Source organism: uncultured Fibrobacter sp., assembly GCF_900316465.1.
Classification (GTDB): domain Bacteria; phylum Fibrobacterota; class Fibrobacteria; order Fibrobacterales; family Fibrobacteraceae; genus Fibrobacter.
In genome coordinates this window covers 11,968-28,738 of the sequence record NZ_ONDD01000029.1, presented here as the reverse complement: position 1 = coordinate 28,738, position 16,771 = coordinate 11,968, and the positions used below count along the sequence as shown (strand labels likewise).

Annotated in this window: 12 protein-coding genes; 3 read left to right on the top strand and 9 right to left on the bottom strand. The window is 51.3% G+C overall.

Translation table 11 applies throughout. The annotated features are described in order from the left end of the window. Window positions 1-78: 78 nt before the first annotated feature. The 3 genes from QZN53_RS10795 to sstT all read right to left on the bottom strand — a co-directional run bounded on the left by QZN53_RS10795 (window position 79) and on the right by sstT (window position 3,676). Window positions 79-870 carry a hypothetical protein gene (locus QZN53_RS10795; protein WP_163438967.1) on the bottom strand — a complete coding sequence of 264 codons (792 nt, stop codon included), beginning with the start codon at window positions 868-870 and terminating at the stop codon, window positions 79-81. A gap of 39 nt (window positions 871-909) precedes the next feature. Further along, window positions 910-2,307, bottom strand: coding sequence for a GGDEF domain-containing protein (locus tag QZN53_RS10790; protein WP_163438966.1), 1,398 nt, complete (start codon window positions 2,305-2,307; stop codon window positions 910-912). 127 nt (window positions 2,308-2,434) lie between these two features. Further along, on the bottom strand, window positions 2,435-3,676 hold the full coding sequence (gene sstT, locus QZN53_RS10785; protein ID WP_163438965.1) for a serine/threonine transporter SstT: 1,242 nt from the start codon (window positions 3,674-3,676) through the stop codon (window positions 2,435-2,437). Between the two features lie 135 nt (window positions 3,677-3,811). On the opposite strand from sstT, the gene QZN53_RS10780 reads away from it, so the two are divergent. Further along, window positions 3,812-5,587, top strand: coding sequence for a long-chain fatty acid--CoA ligase (locus QZN53_RS10780; RefSeq protein WP_163438964.1), 1,776 nt, complete (start codon window positions 3,812-3,814; stop codon window positions 5,585-5,587). Window positions 5,588-5,681: 94 nt separating this feature from the next. Here the strand turns inward: QZN53_RS10780 and QZN53_RS10775 are convergent, their stop codons facing one another. From QZN53_RS10775 to rpsO, 5 genes are all read right to left on the bottom strand, one after another. Next, window positions 5,682-6,848 carry a phosphoglycerate dehydrogenase gene (locus QZN53_RS10775; protein WP_163438963.1) on the bottom strand — a complete coding sequence of 389 codons (1,167 nt, stop codon included), beginning with the start codon at window positions 6,846-6,848 and terminating at the stop codon, window positions 5,682-5,684. 42 nt (window positions 6,849-6,890) lie between these two features. Then, a complete protein-coding gene (gene ispG, locus QZN53_RS10770; RefSeq protein WP_163438962.1) occupies window positions 6,891-8,630 on the bottom strand; it encodes a (E)-4-hydroxy-3-methylbut-2-enyl-diphosphate synthase in 1,740 nt (579 codons plus the stop codon). 28 nt (window positions 8,631-8,658) lie between these two features. Then, entirely contained in the window at window positions 8,659-10,359 is a 1,701-nt protein-coding gene (locus QZN53_RS10765) for an HD domain-containing phosphohydrolase (protein ID WP_163438961.1), read from the bottom strand. Between the two features lie 190 nt (window positions 10,360-10,549). Next, window positions 10,550-12,799 carry a polyribonucleotide nucleotidyltransferase gene (gene pnp / locus QZN53_RS10760; protein WP_163438960.1) on the bottom strand — a complete coding sequence of 750 codons (2,250 nt, stop codon included), beginning with the start codon at window positions 12,797-12,799 and terminating at the stop codon, window positions 10,550-10,552. 21 nt (window positions 12,800-12,820) lie between these two features. Next, window positions 12,821-13,093 carry a 30S ribosomal protein S15 gene (gene rpsO, locus QZN53_RS10755; protein ID WP_072978575.1) on the bottom strand — a complete coding sequence of 91 codons (273 nt, stop codon included), beginning with the start codon at window positions 13,091-13,093 and terminating at the stop codon, window positions 12,821-12,823. 299 nt (window positions 13,094-13,392) lie between these two features. Here rpsO and thiH point away from each other — a divergent pair, with 299 nt between their 5' ends. Next, on the top strand, window positions 13,393-14,658 hold the full coding sequence (gene thiH / locus QZN53_RS10750; protein WP_163438959.1) for a 2-iminoacetate synthase ThiH: 1,266 nt from the start codon (window positions 13,393-13,395) through the stop codon (window positions 14,656-14,658). Here thiH and QZN53_RS10745 read toward each other — a convergent pair whose 3' ends face one another. After that, a complete protein-coding gene (locus QZN53_RS10745) occupies window positions 14,659-15,513 on the bottom strand; it encodes a type II secretion system protein (protein WP_163438958.1) in 855 nt (284 codons plus the stop codon). Between the two features lie 48 nt (window positions 15,514-15,561). On the opposite strand from QZN53_RS10745, the gene QZN53_RS10740 reads away from it, so the two are divergent. After that, window positions 15,562-16,761: a cation:proton antiporter gene (locus tag QZN53_RS10740; protein ID WP_163438957.1), complete on the top strand. Its 1,200-nt coding sequence runs from the start codon at window positions 15,562-15,564 to the stop codon at window positions 16,759-16,761. The last annotated feature ends 10 nt before the right edge of the window (window positions 16,762-16,771 follow it).

Below are 16,771 nucleotides of genomic sequence, written 5' to 3'. Positions count from 1 at the left end.
TTTGAATATACATAATTTAGGCTAAAACTATTGTAAATAGTGCCTAACAGTGCTGAAAACGGGCCTGTTCCAGCTGAATTATTGCTTGGACGCAGGAACTTCGCTGTAACTTTTTTCGGCTTGTTCATTCCTGCGTTTGAGTTCTTTATTCAGTGGCCAGTAAATGGTGGCAAACAGAATGTATCCGCACAAAAGTACAATCCAGTGGTTGAGCCCGAGGCCGATTTCTAGGTAGCGCATTTCTACAAACATCACAGGCCCAGCTATCAAGAACAGCGGGAGTTGTCGGCACTGGTCGCCTAAGGAATAGCGACTTTCATAGCTCACGATTGAATTCATCATCGGGAAGCTGGTGCAGAATCCGCCCATCAGGCGCTTGATCAGCATAAGTCCGCTGACCACGGCTGCAATGGCGGGGGCCTTGATATAAACGGGCAGGGGAGTCTTGTAGCGCACGCCGGACTTGTAACTCTGTTTCTGGAAAAAGATGATTCCCACGATAAAGTCAAACGCACATGCGCCAATAAACGAGGCTTCGGTATCGGGAATGCGCGGCATGAGGAACGTGCCGAGGGCCACAAAGAAGGCTAGCCCTGCGATAATGCTTGGCACAATAGGAACTTTGACCTTATAATGCAGAATGCGCACGATATGCACATACAGAAAGCACATGAATCCAGAAATCGCATTCGCCGTGCCCATCGGGAGCCCGACTGCAATGTAGGCAAAACCGCAGGGAATAGGAATGGTGGCTGTGACTGCTTTAAGTTGCGGGTCTTTTAAATAGGCGCTCAAGGTGCCGAGCGCCGTGACCATGAAAATCAGCAGCCAGTCGTAGAAGGAAAAATTCAGATTCAGTACATCAAACATTGCGAAGAAAGATAGAATTTTAGAACCTAGGTTAACCGACTAAGTTCTGGCTTTCTTCATCTTCTGCTTGTTCTGGTACATGTTTTCGTCGGCGCGTTTGCCCACGGAATCGACGGTGTCGCCGCTATTGTATTCTGCCAAGCCGATTGCGACCGAGTAGCGTTCCCAGGGTTCCCTGGACATGTCGTTTTCGGTTTCATAGAATTTTTTGTTGGCGGAATCAATGAGCTCGTTGCGCTGTTCGTAGTCGCTATTCTTGAGAATTACAACGAATTCGTCGCCGCCTACGCGGAACACCGGAGAATGCCTGAAGATTGTACAGATGATATGGCAGGCGCCTGCGATGTAGAGGTTGCCGTTTGCGTGACCATAGCTGTCGTTAATCACCTTCAGATTGTTCAAGTCAATCATGGCGATGCCAAATTCGGTGACGAGTTTTTCCTTCAAGTCTTTTTCAAGCGTTCGAGCCGAATTGTCGTAGGCAATCTTAGAACCCACATGCGTCAGCGCGTCCTTGTAGGCGAGCATGGTCATGGTGGCGGCTTCTTCTTGGGCCGTCTTTACGGTTTCTTCGGCTTCCAGGATGTCTTCGACGTATGTCTTCATGTCTTTGGACATCTGGGCAATAGCAATCGAGAGCGATTCGACTTCGTTATGCGTATTGATATCGGGGGCGTCGAATACGAGGTCCTTGGGGTCTTTCTTTTTATTGCGGCTTTTTTCGGCGAATCGACGGGCGCTCTTTTCGAGAGCGAGAATCGGGCCTGTCACGTTATGGCGCAGCCAGACAATCAAGATAAGTCCAAATAAAAGACCAAGGCATAAGGACAGAATCACGTTGTATAAAACGTAATCATGAACAGTTTTGTGGAGTTCGTTGATAGAAATGTCTGCACATAGAAGACCGAAGTGGACGCCTGTTGAATTAACGAGTGGCTTACAGGCTGTGTAGGCGTAACCCCATTCGGAATTTTCTTCAAAATACGAGATTTCGTCTTTGGCGGTAGCGATGGAGAACTTCTTGAGTTCTTCTTCCGGGTAGGCGGCGCTTGTGTCGAGCAGGGGCATGTCCTCTTCGCCTTTGGCCCGTTCTTCGGCGCTAGTTGCCGAGCAAATGTTGACCATCAGCTTGTCGCGGACAAAAACGGAGTAAAGGTAGAACAGTTCAAATTCGTCTACCATGCCATTGAGCAATGCTTGAAATTGATTGTATTTTTCGCTCTTTTCACCCTTGATGACGCATTCGTAAAGGTCGTCTAGGTCGACATGCTTTGTGGCGTAGTTCAGAATATCGTCAAGCTTGTCGTCGTAACGTTCGTACATCGACCTTGAATAGGTGAGGTAAGCTTGAATCGAAAGCAAAAAACACATGAACGCGATAAATACCGCGCTTCCAAGAACAAGGCTTCTATGGATAGGTCTTTTGTACGCTGCCATCGTTTTCTCCTAGAAAAGAAGATAACATATTTTTACGTAAAGCGGGTGCCCTAACCCTCATTGTAATAAAAAAAAGTTATTTCAAATTAGAATAGCCGGCTTTTTAGGCCGGCTATCAAAGTTCTTATTAGCGGAAACGGCGGGGGAGGTGTTTGCCTTCGGCGACCCATCCGCTGTATTCGGCCGCGGCGGTGTACATCACGTCGGTCGAAGAGTTGAGGGCGGTTTCAAGGCTATCCTGGACAGCACCAATGATAAATCCGACTGCGACGACCTGCATGGCGACATCGTTTGAAATGCCGAGGAAGGAGCAGGCCATAGGAATCAGGAACAGGGAACCGCCTGCAATACCGCTTGCACCGCAAGCACCGATACTGGCGATGATGCAAAGCATCAGGGCTGTCGGGAAACTGACCGAAATGCCGAGCGTATTGGCGGCGGCCAAGGTCATAATGGCAATCGTGATGGCGGCTCCGTTCATGTTGATGGTCGCCCCCAGCGGAATCGAAACTGAATAGAATTCACGGTCGAGCTTGAGCTTTTCGCAGACATCCATGTTCACGGGAATGTTGGCTGCCGAGCTTCGAGTAAAGAGGGCGGTGATGCCGCTTTCTTTGAGACAGTAAATCACGAGCGGGTAGGGGTCTTGCTTAATGGCAAAACTGATGACCAGCGGTGCAATAATGAAGGTGGTAAAGACCATGGCGCCGGCAAGGACGGCAATCAGCATGCCGTAGGTCTTGAAAATTCCGATACCGTTGGCGGCAATGGAAGAATGAATCAAGCCGATAATACCGAGTGGTGCCAAATTAATGAGCCAATGGACAATGGCCGTGACGGACTTGGTAACGTCTTGCAGGAGTTCCTTGGTAGAATCGCTGGCGTGAATCTTGATGGCAAAACCGAAAATGATTGCCCACACGAGAATACCGATATAGTTTGCCTCGGTAATGGCTTCGAAGGGGTTCGAAACCGCACGGACGAGCAAGTTGTTCAGGATTTCGCCGATGCCTTTGGGCAATGTGGCGGAGGTAGTAGCTTCTTGTGCTAGTTGCAGGTTCTGCGGGAACAAGAAACTGGCACTGACTGCGACAACGGAGGCCAATACGGTGCTGACCATGTAATAGGCGAATGCCTTTCCGAATCGTCGGTCAAGCGAGGTCTTGCCTGCAGAAAGCGAGTTTACGATCAATACGAACACGAGAATTGGGGCAATGCCCTTCATGGCGCCTACAAACAGGACGCCCAGTTCGCCAATCCATTTTTGTCCAGGGAGTAGGATTCCGAGGAGAGTGCCAATGACGATGGCAATACAGATACGGTAGTTCAGCTTAACGCCGTTGTATTTATCAAGAATCTTTTTGAACATATCATCCCTTTGATTCAAACAGATAAACTAACCCTATAGCACAAATATAAAGAAAAAAAGGGGATTTGTGATAAAAATAACAGAAAAATTCCGTGTAATAAATGTATTTTAATCGATAAAGACAGGGTATTTTGTATGGAACCGCTGCAATACACATCGCTTGCGCATCTGTTTTTTGCAAACTGCGATAGAGAGAATTTCGCAGGGTGGTCCCATCGTAAACACGGGAAATGGATCAATTTTACGGGACGACGCCTCCGTCGAGAGACCCAGTATCTGGCCCTTGCCTTTAGGGCCCGCGGACTTGTGGCGGGTAAAAGTATCGGGATTGTGGCCGAAAGTTGCCCGGAATGGATCATGGCCGATGTGGCCACGCAGTTGAACCAAGCGAAGGTGGTGCCCCTTTTCCCGAATATTTCGGCCGAGAATTTCAATTACCAGTGCGATGACGCCTCGGTGCAGGTGCTTGTGCTGAACATGCTTTCGGACTTGGATCCTTCCATTGGCGCCTTGATGCCGCGATTTAAAGTGGTCATCTGTATTGACAAAAAGTCCGAACTCCCGCCGAATGGAGTCTACTGGGAAGATCTTGTGAAAGAAGGCGAAGTGCTGTCGCGGGAGCCGGAATCTTCGTTTTGGCTGAACCAGCAGATGCATTCGCTGAATCCGGACGATGTGTTCTCGATTCTTTATACCAGCGGTTCGACTGGGGTTCCGAAGGGCGTTGAACTCACGCATCGGAACATGATTTCGCAAATCCAGGTTATCAAGCGGGATTTTTTGCGTTTGAATCGCGAGTCGGATTGCGCCTTGGTCATACTGCCTGTGGCGCATGCCTTTGAACGCATGACGATTTATTTTTATACGTTGTGCGGAATCAAGGTTTACTTTGTGGATTCTCCGCGCCACACAGCTGAAATCATTCGTGAAATTCACCCGACGGTCATGACGGTGGTGCCGCGTATTTTGGAACGCCTGTTTGAAAGCATGACGGTTGCCGGCGAAAAAATGCACGGGATTCAGAAGCGTTTTTTTGTACATGCGATTTCGTATGCCAAAAGGCATAATCCGCTCGAAAAGAGAGGCCTTCTCGCTAAAATCTACGACAGGCTTGTTTATAGCAAGTTGCGCGATGCCTTGGGCGGTAATTTCCGTACGGTGATTTCGGGCGGCGGGGCTTTGAACAAGTCTATTTGCAGGTTCCTTTTGAATGTGGGCATTAACGTAACCGAAGGCTACGGGCTTACGGAATGTTCGCCGGTGGTGAGCGTGAATAAGCTCGGAATGGCGCGGCCAGGGAGCGTTGGGCTTCCGCTTTCGCACTTGCAGGTGAAAATTGGCGAACACAGCGAGGTCCTTGTTAAAGGCGAAAGCGTGTTCAAGGGCTATCGCAATCGGCCCGACTTGAACAAGGATATCTTTACCGAAGACGGTTTCTTTAAAACGGGCGACCAAGGCTACTTTGACCGCGACGGCTATTTGTACTTGACAGGGCGCCTCAAGGAACTTTTGAAAACGAGTACGGGCAAGTACGTGAGCCCGAATCCGATTGAACTGGAACTCGGTCGCCATGTTCTGGTGGAACAGGCGCTCGTGATTGCAAACGACCGCAAGTTCGCTTCGGCGTTGATCTTCTTGAATTCGGTGAATGCCAAGCGATTCCTGCAGCGCACGGGCAAAGATTTTAGCGTCGAGAAGGCGTTAAAGTCCAAGCGAATTTTTGAATCTATAAACCGCCATGTCGAGCGTGTTAATAGCAAATTGAACCATTGGGAACAAATCCGCAAGTGGACTTTGATCGGTGATGAACTCACCGTTGAATCGGGGCTTTTGACGCCCACCTTAAAAATTCGGCGCACCGTCGCCGAAGCGCGGTACGCCGAAGAAATTGAAAAGATGTATAAGGACTAAGCCTTAATAATCTTAGAATCGTGAGCAAAAAACGCCTGGTATAACCAGGCGTGTTTGCTATCTAAAGTTGCACAGCCCAAAAGGCTGCTAAATCTTAGAAATGGATGACGCGGACCTTGATGACCTTGTCGAGCTTGGAGAGCTTTTCGACGATAGAGTCATCGACCTTGCTTTCCACGTCAACGAGGTTGTAGCCGATCTTGCCATTGCTCTTGTTGCTGAAAGAAGCAATGTTGATGCCTTCGGCACCGAACACCTTCGTGATTTCAGAAATCATGTTCGGAACGTCCTGGTTGATGACCACGACGCGGCTCTTGACGCCGGAATGCGGGTGGTCAACGAGGGCGGGGAAGTTCACGGAATTGCGGACGCAACCGTATTCGATGTAGTCCTTCAATTCTTCGACGGCCATCACGGCGCAGTTTTCTTCGGCTTCTTCGGTAGAAGCGCCGAGGTGCGGGAAGCAAGTCACCTTGTCGTTCTTGATGAGGTCAGCATCCGGGAAGTCGCAGAGGTAGCCCTGGAGAGAGCCAGAAGCGAGCATTTCGTTGACCGGAGCCATTTCCACGATACCGCCGCGGGCGAAGTTCATGATGTAGCTGCCCTTGAAGCCGGCGAGGTTCTTGCGGTTGAGCAAGTTTTCGGTCACGCCCTTGATGAACGGAACGTGCACGGTGAGGAAGTCAGACTTCGCAATCACGGTGTCGAGGTCGGCAATTTCTACCTTGTTGGAAAGTTCGTGCATGTTGGCGGCGTTCGGATACGGTTCGTAAGCGATGACGCGCATGTTCTTCCAACGGGCATAGTTAGCGACGAGCACGCCGATCTTGCCGAGGCCAATCACGCCGAGGGTCTTGCCAGCGAGTTCCATACCAGCAAACTTCTTCTTGCCGCTTTCGACGGTCTTTGCGAGGTCCGGGTCGGTGGTGTCGAGGTTCTTGACCCAAGCAGCGGCCTTGTCCACGTTTCGGACGGCCATGCCGAGCACGGTCATCACGAGTTCGGCAACGGCGTTGGCGTTTGCACCCGGAGTATTGAACACGCAGATGCCCTTTGCAGAAGCCTTGTCGATGGTGATGTTGTTCACGCCAGCGCCGGCGCGGGCGACAGCCAGCAGGCCGTCAAAGTTGTCGGTATCAACCTGGGCGGAACGCACCAAGATGGCATCCGGATTTTCGATAGAATCGGAAACCTGGTAGAACGAGCCAAACAGGCTCAAGCCTTTCTTGGAAATATTGTTCATCGTCTTAATAGTTGCCATTGTATTGTCCTTTGTTAATTGTTAAAACTTTTGTGTGGTGCGTTACGGTTCAACCCAGCGACCGCGTTCCTTGATGAGGTTCACCAATTCTTCGATGGCATCTTCTTCGGGGATGTTCTTCTTGACGGCCGTCTTGCCTTCGAACAGGGTGATGCGGCCGGGGCCGCCACCGACGTAGCCGAAGTCGGCGTCCGCCATTTCGCCCGGGCCGTTCACGATACAGCCCATGATGCCAATGGAAATGTCAGAGAGATGTCCGAAGCGAGCCTTGATCTTGCCCATGACCTGCTGGATGTCATAGAGGGTGCGGCCGCAGCTCGGGCAGCTGATAAAATTCGTCTTGCTGCGGCGGCAGTAGGCGGCCTGCAGAATATCGAAGGCGAGAAGAACGCTTTCCTTAGCGCCCTTGTAACCGTCGATTACGACGGCATCGCCAAGACCGTCCGTCACGAGGCTTCCGATGTCGGCGGAAACGCGGAGCGTTTCACGTTCGTTGTCGTTAATCTTGGCGTAAAGCAAAATTGGGTCTTTGCGACCTGCTGCATCAAGTGCAGCAGCAAGGGCGCGTACGCCAGCGACCATCTCGGCTCCCGTGTAGCAGAACACGGAACCGGCAGGCACGGCAGCCGGATTCTGGGCAAAGCCCGCGATATCCATGGCGTCCTTGAATTCTACAACCGGCTTTTCAGCGAGGCTAGGCAAAGCGAATTCAGCATTGCGGCGTTCGCCGGTGAGAGCAATTGCATCGGCCTTCACGCCGACTTTCACCGGGTTAGATCCGCCGATTTCTACGCCCGAAACCTTCACGGTATCGGTCACGCGGCGTTCGTAATGATATGGGTCTTTTTCGAGAACTGGCACCGCGTAGCTCACCGGCTTAGTCGGGAGTGCGCATGCCTTGATGAGTTCCTGTGCCACCGGGACTTCGGCCACCGGATCTTCGGTGAGCGATACGCGGATAGTGTCGGCAAGACCATCAAGCAACAGTGCGCCGATGCCCGCGGCCGACTTCAGTCGTCCGTCGGCACCCGCGCCCGCTTCCGTGACACCCACGTGGAACGGGTACGGCTTAAAGCCTTCTTGCTTGATGCGGGCGGCGAGCATGCGGTAGGCGGCAATGGCCACGCGCGGGTTACTGCTCTTGAGGCTCAGGACCACCTGGTCAAAATGTTCGGCTTCGCACACGGCCAAGTATTCCATGGCGCTTTCCACCATGCCTTCCACCGTGTCGCCGTAGCGGTAAATCATACGGGCGGCAAGCGAACCGTGGTTCACGCCAATGCGGATGGCGCGACCGAGGCGCTTGGCCTCTTGCACGAACGGCGTAAAGGCTTCGGCGACCTTTTCCTTGCCTTCTTCAAAAGTCTTGTCCGTCTGCTGGTCAAGCGTTAAAATTCCAGTATCGACAAAGTTACCCGGATTGATGCGTACCTTTTCGACCCACTTGAGGGCTTCGAAAGCGGCCTTGGGCTGGAAGTGGATGTCGGCAGAAACCGGAACCTTGCAACCGGCGGCACGCACCTGCTTCATGACTTCTTCAAGGCCCTGTGCATCTGCAAATGTCGGGGCGGTAATACGGACGAGTCCGCAACCCACCTTGGCAAGAGCCAAAGTTTCTGCCACCGTACGCTCCACATCCTTGGGCTTGGTGGTGGTCATGGACTGAACTAAAATGGGGGCATTGCCCCCGATAAGTGCGTCGCCAACGCGAACTTGTACAGTTTCCCTGCGGACCGCATTGAAACGGTCGGCAACATAGGGGAATTCGCTAAACTTCGTCATGCGCCCAAAGATAGCATTTTTTCGCAATTTAGGCTTCGTCTTCGCTCAAGCTTTGATAATAATCTTCAAGTTTTTTGCGACAGGCAATAAAGCAATCCTTTAGAGCCGGGTCAAACTGCGTGCCCATGCCTTCGATAATAATTTCGTAGGCTTCGTTGAACGACATCTCTGCCTTGTAGCAACGCTTGGACACCAATGCGTCATACACGTCGGCGATTGCCATGACGCGGGCTTCGAACGGAATATCGTTTCCCTTGAGTTTCTTGGGATAGCCGAAACCATCGAAGCGCTCATGATGGTAGCGGGCGACGTTCTTTGCGATTCTCACGAAGTCCGGAGATTCTACCGAGGTCAGCAAGTTTTCGACAATCATGGCACCCTTCTCGGGGTGTTCTTTCATTTCTTCGTATTCCTGCGGCGTAAAACGGCCGGGCTTTCTCAGAATGCGGTCATCAATGGCAATCTTTCCGATATCATGCATCGGAGCAGCCGAAACCAGACTGTCGTAGAAAAATTCGGAATGGCCAAGAGTCGGGTCCTTGCGCAGGTATTCAACCAGAATTTGCACCACGCGGCTTGTACGCTTGATATGGCTACCGGTGTTACTGTCGCGGCTTTCAACCATGTGGGCCATGCCCACGACCATCTGTTCCTGGATTGAACGAATTTGGGTGTCGTTTTCCTTGAGCATCAATTCAAGGCGCACGTTGTTCGTGCCCAGCATGTTAATGTAATTGTGCATGCTGGTTTCGTCTTCGATTCGGAACATGTTGATTTTTTCAGAGCCCGAAAGCGGGAGTTGCCTAAGCAAAATCTTGTAGTGTTTGCCGTCGTACTCGAACTTCTTTTCGATAGTCACGTTGCCTTGTTTCAGTTCCTTGTTCCAGGCAATCAGCAAATGGTTGAGTTCGAAATTGTCGGGAGTGGAGTGGTCAATACGGCAATTTTTCAGGGTAGGGAAGGTTTCGTAGGCCACCGCGTTACAACCGAGGAAGTTGTTGTTCGAAGAAATGAGAACGTAGCTGTCTGCGTTTTGGGTTTCGAGTACCTGCGAAATAATCTGTTCCACGTCGTAGCGCTTGACTCTAAAGCAAATGTACAGAAGGGCGAACTGGTCAAATACGTAAACGGCAGGCATGACCATGGTATCGCTTTCGACTACACGAGAAATAAAGAACGAAAGAATGGATACCGCTTCAATCGAAGATAGTGCGATCAAGCTCTTGAACGAAACATTTTTCTTTTTGAAGAATGCATAGATGATGAGGGTAACGTTGATGATAACGAAACCAACCATGCAGAAATTGAAAATGTCGTGACCGATACCGTATTCGGCGACAAAGTTTCCCACTCCGTTTGTCTGAATGTATTTGATAGACTTGTAATAGAGGCCGTTGTATCCGACTGTCATGGACATGGTTAATACGGCCAGTACAACGATCATCAAAACGTCGTGGCTCCAAGTCGGGAACTTGATTTTACAAATAGAAAGGCATGCGTTGAAAGTTAAAAGCGGCATGAATATGGAACCGAGGTAAATCACCTTGTTTGAAAGAATCACCTGGTCCAAGTTCGACGAAAGCGCAAGCATTAGGTGGCCTAAGCATGCGATAAAAACACAGAACAGAAGTAAAGGGTAGGGCCCGTTTTGTCTCGGGTTGACGTGGTAGTGAACAAAAAAATTGAACACAGCAATCACGGTCAGGATTGTTAAATACAAAAGCACCATAAAAGTCCCATCTATACCAAACACATCTAACCCCAAGTTAAATATAAATTAAAAGTCTCTTTAAAAAAACTCAGGGCTGAAAATTTTAAGAGCTTTTTAAGTTTTATTATTTAAATAGCGTGTAAAAATACAGCCGTCAATCATTGAGACTGACGGCTGTAATTAATTGTATTACATAATTTGTATTAAATTATGCTTCGGCCGGTGCTTCCGGAGCAGCTTCAGCAGCGGGTGCTTCAGCGGCCGGAGCTTCGGTAGCCGGCTTCGGAGGGAGCAAAGCCTTCATGGAAAGCTTCACCTTGCCCTTCGGGTCGACACCGAGGCAGAGCACTTCGACTTCGTCACCGACGTGAACAACGTCTTCGACCTTTTCGACGCGGTGGTCGGCAAGTTCGGAGATGTGCACGAGACCGTCACGACCCGGGAGGATTTCGACGAATGCGCCAAACGGCTGGATCGTCTTCACCTTGCCCTTGTACTTGCGGCCCGGTTCAGGTTCGGCAGTGAGTTCTTCGATCATGCGGCGGCAAACAGCGGCGGCCTTACCGGTCGGAGCTGCGATATCGATGTTACCATCGTCGTCGATGTTGATCGTGCAACCCGTCTGAGACTGCATGCCCTTGATCACGGAGCCACCGGAACCGATAACGTCACGGATCTTGTTGGTCGGGATGCGCATCTTGATCATGGTCGGAGCCTTTTCGGAAACCTTCGGACGCGGAGCGGCGAGGCCGAGTTCAGCCATCTTGCCCAAGATGTGGAGACGGCCCTGACGAGCCTGTTCCAGAGCTTCGCGCATGAGTTCCGGCGTAATGCCGCGGATCTTGATATCCATCTGGAAGGCAGTGATACCTTCGGCAGTACCCGTCACCTTGAAGTCCATATCGCCGAGGTGGTCTTCCGTACCGGTGATGTCGGTCAAGATCTTGATCTTGCCGCCTTCCTTGACGGAACCCTTTTCGGAGATGAGGCCCATGGCGACACCTGCGACCGGAGCCTTGATAGGAACGCCAGCGTCCATCAAGCTGAGGCAGCCACCGCAAACAGAGGCCATGGAAGAAGAACCGTTGGATTCCTGAATTTCGGAAACCACGCGGATGGTGTACGGGAAGTCTTCCGGCAGCGGGAGCACTGCTGCGAGAGAACGTTCGGCCAAGTGGCCGTGACCGATTTCGCGGCGGCTCATGCCGAGGCGCTTGCATTCACCCACGCAGTACGGCGGGAAGTTGTAATGCAGCATGTAGCTCTTGGAGCCTTCGCCCTGCAGGCTTTCGTAGCGCTGTTCGTCGGCCTTGGAGCCGAGCGTGCAGACCACGAGACCCTGGGTTTCGCCACGCTGGAAGATCGCAGAACCGTGAGCGCTCGGGAGAACGCCGAGTTCGATTTCGATCGGGCGGACTTCGGTCGTAGTACGGCCGTCGAGGCGCACGTCTTCGTTCAGGATCATTTCGCGCATGGCAGTGCGTTCGTAGTCGCTAAAGATTGCCTTAGCGTCTGCAACGAGAGCAGGATCCTGTTCTTCGTCCTTGCCAATGATAGCGAGAATGCGTTCGTCTTCGAGCATCTTCGCGCAGAGGTCTGCCATAGCCGGATAGAAGTCGGTCTTCACCATGTTGGAGTGGACGTCCTTGTTCAGTTCGTCCCACACGACTTCCTTCACCGTGGCGAGAAGCTTTTCGTGGGCTTCGCCAACGTGCTGCGGCTTGAGTTCCATCTTGGGCTTAGCGCAGCGGTCCACCAGTTCCTGTTGGGCCTTGCACATAGCCTTGATAGCTTCGTGACCGGCGAGAATTGCGTTGATCATCGTGTCTTCGGACACTTCGTAGGCACCGCCTTCCACCATGCAGACGGAATCTTCGGTACCGGCGACCACCAGGTCCAGATCGGCGCAGGCCATCTGTTCGTAGGTGGGCATCACGATGTTCTGACCATCGACCACGGCCACGCGTACGGCGGCAACCTGCTGTTCGAAGGGCAGTTCAGAAAGACCGATAGAGAGGGATGCTGCAGACACGCCGAGCACATCGGGTGCGAACTTGCGGTCAGCAGAAAGAACCTGCACAATCACCTGGACTTCGCGCGTGAAGTTCTCGGGGAACATCGGGCGAATCGGGCGGTCAATGATACGGGCAGAAAGAGTTTCTTCGTCAGAGGGACGTCCGGCTTCGCGCTTGCTGTAGCCGCCCGGGAGGCGACCAGCGGCGTAGGCCTTTTCGCGATATTCCACAGTGAGAGGGAAGAAATCACCTTCTTTTTCTTCGCCGTAGCAGACAGTGGAAAGCACGAATGCATCGCCCATCTTGGCGACTGCAGCACCGCGTGCCTGCTTGGCAATACGGCCCGTTTCAAACGTGATCACACGGCCATCGGGAAGCGTTACGGACACTTCCTTCGGGTCGAGCATCTTGCCGTATTTTTGATGGTATGCGTCAATAGACATAAATTTCTCCAGTCTGAAGAATTAGCCGCGCAGACCGAGTTCCTTGATCAAGGCACGCTGGGCGATAATGTCCTTTTCGCCGTAGTACTTGAGGAGGTTCTTGCGCTTAGAAACCATCATGGACAGACCGCGCAGGGAGTGGAAGTCCTTCTTGTGGGTCTTTGCATGTTCGGTGAGGTTCTTGATCTTCTCGGTGAGGAGAGCGATCTGAACGCGGACGTTACCGGTGTCCTTTTCGTTTGCTCCGAACTTAGCGGTGATTTCTGCAGCCTTTTCTTTAGTGATAGTAGCCATTATAGCCATTCCTTTTTTTGTGTTTGTTGTTTCATTACATGTTTTTGTCCGAGTTTCCCTGCTCTTGCACCAGTGGAATTGGCGAATCTGGTCACAGGACCCAGGCAAAAATGCAATTTGGCGGTAAATATAGGTAAAAAAGCGGATTTGTCATTCCCGGCTTGACCGGGAATCTTCTTTTTTAGGGCTAAAATAGAGCAAAAAAGAGGAAAATTTTAGGAAAAAGCTACTTCTAGCAAGATTTGGGCATCTTTTCTATATTTTCCGGCGAAAAAAGACTATTGACTATTGACTGTATAATGGAAACCGCTAGAAAAGACAACAACTACCTGTTTGATTCAGGCAACCTTTCGGAAGGCGCTCTCGCTAAAAAGCACCGCATTGAAAACGACCCTAGTGCACGTACTAATATAATGGACTACTTGCCCGGCATGGAAGTTATCCAGTCGGACATCGCTGACAAGGTGCTTGCCGAATCGGAAAATTACGACTATACCAAGTACACCGGCAAGGACGTAAAGCGCGCTCTGGAACATGAACGCTGCACGCTCGAAGATTTCAAGGCTCTCCTTTCTCCGGCGGCCGCCCCGTACCTGGAACAGATGGCCGCCAAGGCCAAAATCGAAACGAGCAAGCATTTTGGCAACAACGTCTATTTCTTCACGCCGCTCTATATTGCGAACTACTGCGAAAACTACTGTGTCTATTGCGGGTTCAACTGCTACAACCACATCAAGCGCATGCAGCTCACCATGGAGCAAATCGAGCACGAGATGAAGGTGATTGCCGACAGCGGTATGGAAGAAATCCTGATTCTCACGGGCGAAAGCCGCGCCAAAAGCAGCGTGGAATATATTGGCGAAGCCTGCAAGCTAGCCCGCAAGTATTTCCGCATGGTAGGCATCGAAGTTTATCCGGTGAATACGGACGAATACCGCTACCTGCACGAATGCGGCGTGGACTACGTGACGGTTTTCCAGGAAACCTACGACAAGGTTCGTTTCGAACAACTTCACCTGATGGGACACAAGCGCGTATTCCCGTACCGCTTTGATTCCCAGGAACGCGCCCTGATGGCAGGCATGCGCGGGGTGGCATTCTCTGCACTCCTTGGACTTTCGGACTTCCGCCGCGATGCTTTAGCTAGCGCGCTCCATGTGTATTTCTTGCAGAAGAAGTATCCGCATGCCGAAATGAGTTTGAGCTGCCCGCGACTCCGCCCGATTATCAATAACGACAAGATTGACCCGCTGGATGTTCACGAGAAGGAACTCTGCCAGGTGCTTTGTGCTTACCGCATCTTCTTGCCGTATGTGGGCATCACGGTTTCCAGCCGCGAAAGCAAGGAATTCCGTAACGGCATCGTGAAAATTGCGGCGACTAAAGTTTCTGCAGGTGTTTCGACCGGCATTGGCGACCACGAAAGCAAATATAGCGGTCACGACGACGGCGAAGGCGGCGACGAACAGTTTGAAATTAATGATGGCCGCAGCTTCAACGCCATGTACAGCGACATTTCGGGCGAAGGCCTGCAGCCGGTATTGAACGATTACTTGTACGTGTAATTAGTACTTGTAGTCTGCGCAACCTCTATCGCCATAGGTCGAGAAACAAACCCCGCGGTCCGTGAGAAATGCGCCTCCGCGGCCGTTCGATTTGTTGTACATCTTGGCTCCATTGGGGAGCAGTGCGACTTCTATAGAGTGGCTAGATTCCTTTGCGCCAGTCCACTGGAAACTCATTGTCAAGCGATAATTGGTTTTATTGTTGCCCTGCGACGTTATTTTATCCAAGCCGGCGGCTTTCCCGTAATTCAATTCGCTAGAAATGAACATTGGAGTATTGGGGTAGGTACGCCAGTTTGAGCCATCCTCTTTTACCGTGAATGTGGAGTGGGACTTTCCATTTTTTTCAACATCGTTTTTAATGCCGGTGTTATTGTTGGTTTTCTTTCTATAAGCAACAATGTCGGCAACGCCTTCAAAGCGGGCTTCTTTTAGGGCGTCGTACCAAGTTCCGGCATCTCCAATCAATTCGCACATGTTTGCGGTATTGTTCGCGCTTCCGTGAGAGGCTTGGACATTCATGGAAGCCCCTCCTTTCATTTCAATCACAAATAAGGTGACGCCGGATTCATTTTCCAAAAATCCCTTTAACTTGTCACGATTTTTTTGATTGGTTGATTCATCTCCTGAAGATAAATAGGAGCTATTGTATAAAGCTTCTCCATTGATGATGATGGCCTTGTTCAGGGCGTCGCGCAAATAGTAAAGCTTCATTAAATCTGCTTTTTCTTTGGTCTTTTCTGTATAGCCAATGATTTTGGGAACTCCAATCGCCGAAAGTACCCCTAGGATAACGATGACCACCATGACTTCAATCATGGTAAATCCGTGCTTGGTGTGGAATTTCCCCTTCATATGCCAAAATATAGTTGAATTTCTATCTTTGGCACCGAAAATTGCATTATGTTGACTTCTCTCGCACTTATTTTCTTGCTTGGGCTGCTTTTGGGCTCGATTTTCGTCAAGCTTAAGCTCCCAAGTATCCTCGGAATGATTCTAACTGGGATTATTCTCGGACCTCACGCATTGAATCTGCTTCGGCCCGCTTTTTTGGATATTTCAGCGGACTTGAGGCAGCTGGCGCTGGTGATTATCCTGACGCGCGCGGGGTTGACCCTCGATATGCGGGAATTCAAGCGGATTGGACGCTCGGCCTTGATGATGTGTTTTGTGCCGGCCTCGACTGAGATTGTTGGCGTGGTACTGCTTGCGCCGCCGCTGATGGGGGTGACTTATTGGGAGGCTGCCCTCATGGGTTCTGCCATTGCGGCGGTGTCGCCGGCGGTGGTGGTGCCGCGCATGCTCAAGATGCGCGAAGAGAATCGCGGCGTCAAACGGGGGATCCCCCAGATGCTTCTGGCGGGTGCTTCGCTAGATGATGTGTATGTGCTGGTGACTTTCGCGGCGTTCTTGGCGCTTTTGAAGGGTGAGACTGTTTCGGCGACGAGTTTCCTTTCGGTGCCGGTCTCCATTACCCTCGGTGCAGCGGTGGGGGTGGCTTGCGGCTATGCGTTGGTGTGGTTCTTTAAGCACAAGCACATGCGCGATACGGTGAAGGTGCTGATTATCTTGAGTTTCGCCTTCTTACTGAACGAGCTGGAGCATGATATTAGCCATGTGGTGCCGTTCAGCGGCATGATTGCGGTGGTTGCCATTGCTGCCTGCATTTACGGAAAACACCCGGAGCTTGCTAAACGCATTAGCGGCAAGTTCACCAAGTTCTGGGTCGCGGCCGAGATTATCTTGTTTGTGCTGGTGGGTAGCACCTTGGATGTGGCTTACGCGTTTACGGCGGGAATCGGCGCGATTTTCGTGGTGCTGGGCGCGATGTTCTTTAGAATGGCGGGTGTGGCCATTTGCATGCTGCGTACTCCGCTGAACAAAAAGGAACGTCTGTTCTGCATGTTGGCCTATGTGCCGAAGGCGACAGTCCAGGCGGCTATCGGTGGCGTGCCTTTAAGTTTTGGCCTTGCCTGTGGCAACAATGTGCTCACGCTTGCGGCAGTGGCGATTATGGTAACGGCCCCGCTCGGAGCTATCTTTATAGATAAAACCTATAGGCGGCTGGTGCCGGTGGATTCAGCAAACGCCGAGAACGGCTAAGCGAATTTGG

Excerpts from the sequence above, each read along its gene's own strand:
- QZN53_RS10795 (WP_163438967.1), bottom strand. The coding sequence starts at position 870 with ATGTTTGATGTACTGAATCTGAATTTTTCCTTCTACGACTGGCTGCTG.
- QZN53_RS10790 (WP_163438966.1), bottom strand. The coding sequence starts at position 2,307 with ATGGCAGCGTACAAAAGACCTATCCATAGAAGCCTTGTTCTTGGAAGC.
- sstT (WP_163438965.1), bottom strand. The coding sequence starts at position 3,676 with ATGTTCAAAAAGATTCTTGATAAATACAACGGCGTTAAGCTGAACTAC.
- QZN53_RS10780 (WP_163438964.1), top strand. The coding sequence starts at position 3,812 with ATGGAACCGCTGCAATACACATCGCTTGCGCATCTGTTTTTTGCAAAC.
- QZN53_RS10775 (WP_163438963.1), bottom strand. The coding sequence starts at position 6,848 with ATGGCAACTATTAAGACGATGAACAATATTTCCAAGAAAGGCTTGAGC.
- ispG (WP_163438962.1), bottom strand. The coding sequence starts at position 8,630 with ATGACGAAGTTTAGCGAATTCCCCTATGTTGCCGACCGTTTCAATGCG.
- QZN53_RS10765 (WP_163438961.1), bottom strand. The coding sequence starts at position 10,359 with ATGGTGCTTTTGTATTTAACAATCCTGACCGTGATTGCTGTGTTCAAT.
- pnp (WP_163438960.1), bottom strand. The coding sequence starts at position 12,799 with ATGTCTATTGACGCATACCATCAAAAATACGGCAAGATGCTCGACCCG.
- rpsO (WP_072978575.1), bottom strand. The coding sequence starts at position 13,093 with ATGGCTACTATCACTAAAGAAAAGGCTGCAGAAATCACCGCTAAGTTC.
- thiH (WP_163438959.1), top strand. The coding sequence starts at position 13,393 with ATGGAAACCGCTAGAAAAGACAACAACTACCTGTTTGATTCAGGCAAC.
- QZN53_RS10745 (WP_163438958.1), bottom strand. The coding sequence starts at position 15,513 with ATGAAGGGGAAATTCCACACCAAGCACGGATTTACCATGATTGAAGTC.
- QZN53_RS10740 (WP_163438957.1), top strand. The coding sequence starts at position 15,562 with ATGTTGACTTCTCTCGCACTTATTTTCTTGCTTGGGCTGCTTTTGGGC.